The sequence below is a fragment of the Candidatus Aquicultor sp. genome (assembly GCF_054640775.1).
The window spans coordinates 1,991-4,093 of the sequence record NZ_JBTSLF010000209.1 but is presented as its reverse complement, the minus strand read 5'-3'; the positions used below and the strand labels follow the sequence as shown (position 1 = coordinate 4,093).

The window sequence follows — 2,103 nt, the reverse complement described above, 5'->3', positions numbered from 1 at the left end:
CTCTACCAACTGAGCTACCCGGCCAACTTATTAAATTGCGCAGCTCAAAAAGCTCAAACAGCTCTAAAAGCCACTTTAATAGATTACGCAAAAGTTGGAAAAAAATCAAGTCTGGGGGCGCTTTCCCGGTTTTGTCAAAAGCTGGTATCATAACCTTGGATTAAGCTCGAGGTGATTTTGTGGACGTAGCGGTTGCGTTTGTATGCGCAAATTATAATAAATACAGCATAAACGCCCTGGCAGGCGCGGTTGAGAGTACGCCTGGCACGGCGAGCACGGCGCTTTACTTTTTGGATACCAGGACGGGCGACGAACTGACCGCATCGGTTGGCGAGCTTGGGGACCGGCATGATGCGGTGCTGGTGTGTTTCTCGTTTGCGACTACCAACATCGTGCCGGCGTTTAAGCAGCTGCGTGCGCTCAAGGATGAGGTCGACGTGCCCGGAGTGATGTATGTGGCCGGTGGGCCGCATGCTACCGGGGTGCCGGACGAGGTGCTCGCGCTGGGGTTCGATATCGTGGTAATCGGTGAGGCCGAAGAGAGTTTTCCGGAGCTTATCGGCGCTTTTATCGATGGTTCGGATTGGCGGCAGGTTAAAGGAATCGCCTTTAAGCATGATGGGGCGGTTGTTAAAACTGGCAGAAGAACGCCGGTCGACTTGAATCGATTTGCACCGTTCTCGCTGGCGCACTACAGGCTTTCGCCGATCGAGATCAGCCGGGGGTGCCCGCATGCGTGCCGCTTTTGCCAGACCTCGTTTATCTTCGGCGCGCGCATGCGTCACAGAGGTGTCGAGGAGATTCTCAAGTATATCTCGCTGAGTAAAGAAAACGGAATGAACGACTTCAGGTTCATATCCCCCAACGCGCTCGCATATGGCTCCGTCGACGGGCGCACCGTTAATTTTGAGGCAGTTGAGGGGCTGCTTAAGCGGGCTTCAGGTATTACCGGCAAGAATCACCTGTTCTTTGGGTCATTTCCCTCTGAGGTGAGGCCTGAGGCGATCTCAAGAGAGGCCGTTGAGCTTATCACCGGATACACGGCGACCAAGCAACTCGTCATCGGGGCGCAGACCGGGAGCGAGCGCATGCTCGCGTCGCTTAACAGGCAGCACTCGGTCGGTGATGTCTACACTGCGGTCGAACTCATCCTTGCGGCGGGGCTTGAGGTAAGCGTTGACTTCATATTCGGTCTACCGGCAGAAACCGATGAGGATAGACGCCTCTCGATTGCGATGATCGAAGACCTTACGGGCATGGGGGCCAAAGTGCACAGCCACACGTTTATTCCGCTTCCCGGCACGCCGCTCGCATCCGCCGAGACCGGAACCGTGGATGAAGAACTCGCCCGTTACTTAAGCAGGCTTGCAAACAGGGGCCTGCAATTCGGGCAATGGAAAAAGCAGCAGGAGCTCGCTAAGCAAGCTTCCGCATTCAGGTGGAGCCACAAATCGTAACATCAAAATGTTGCCACCTACCCTCTTTGTCTCGGGGGTTCTTTCATTAAGAACCTTTTTTCGACAGCGCGGCTCACCGTCTTCTCCTCGCCTTCTTCTGCAAGCCGCTCGGCTTTGCGCCTCCTCTTGTCGGCCTCCTCGTCAGGAGTTTCGGGTTCGCGCACCTTTTTCTTCGGCTCGGCCATAACACTCACCTCGATTCGCATCTTTCTATTCGATAATACCCGCTTTTATCAATTTCGCTGTAATCGAGCGTTGATTTTCTGTATGATTTGAGGAGAGTGTCCGAGATGCGATCCGGGGTGGTGGGAATTATTAAAGTTAGGCCATCGGTAGTTTTGGTCAGTGAGGGTAAAGTGCTTCTGATGAGGTATCTTTACGGTGAGACAACCGTATGGGGTATCCCGGGTGGCGGCATTGCCGAGGGCGAGAGCCTGATCGATACCTTAAAGCGAGAGCTTGATGAGGAACTCGGTGTTTCAATCGAGGTCGAGCAACTGCTCTGCGTCCTGGAGACGCCGTCCGCGGGCAAAATCGAGCACACGCTGCATTGTGTTTTTAGCGGCACGGTAAGCGGAGGCACCCCTGCAGTAAATCCTAAACATACAAGTGCTCTTGCGGTCGAGTGGGTGGCGGCGGAGGAACT

At 54.4% G+C, this 2,103-nt stretch carries 3 protein-coding genes; 2 read left to right on the top strand and 1 reads right to left on the bottom strand.

All coding sequences use genetic code 11. The features are described from left to right. Window positions 1-179 precede the first annotated feature (179 nt). Window positions 180-1,457 (top strand): TIGR04013 family B12-binding domain/radical SAM domain-containing protein, encoded by a 1,278-nt coding sequence (locus ACYC56_RS12855; protein ID WP_461374572.1) that lies wholly within the window; start codon window positions 180-182, stop codon window positions 1,455-1,457. 17 nt (window positions 1,458-1,474) lie between these two features. Here ACYC56_RS12855 and ACYC56_RS12850 read toward each other — a convergent pair whose 3' ends face one another. Further along, window positions 1,475-1,663, bottom strand: a complete 189-nt coding sequence (locus ACYC56_RS12850; RefSeq protein ID WP_461374571.1) for a hypothetical protein — start codon at window positions 1,661-1,663, stop codon at window positions 1,475-1,477. 84 nt (window positions 1,664-1,747) lie between these two features. Between ACYC56_RS12850 and ACYC56_RS12845 the strand changes: the two genes are divergently transcribed. Then, window positions 1,748-2,103, top strand: a 356-nt coding sequence (locus tag ACYC56_RS12845; RefSeq protein ID WP_461374570.1) for an NUDIX domain-containing protein, incomplete at its 3' end; no start/stop codon positions are given.

Bases quoted from the DNA above. Each gene is read 5' to 3' on its own strand.
- ACYC56_RS12850 (WP_461374571.1), bottom strand. From the start codon at position 1,663: ATGCGAATCGAGGTGAGTGTTATGGCCGAGCCGAAGAAAAAGGTGCGC.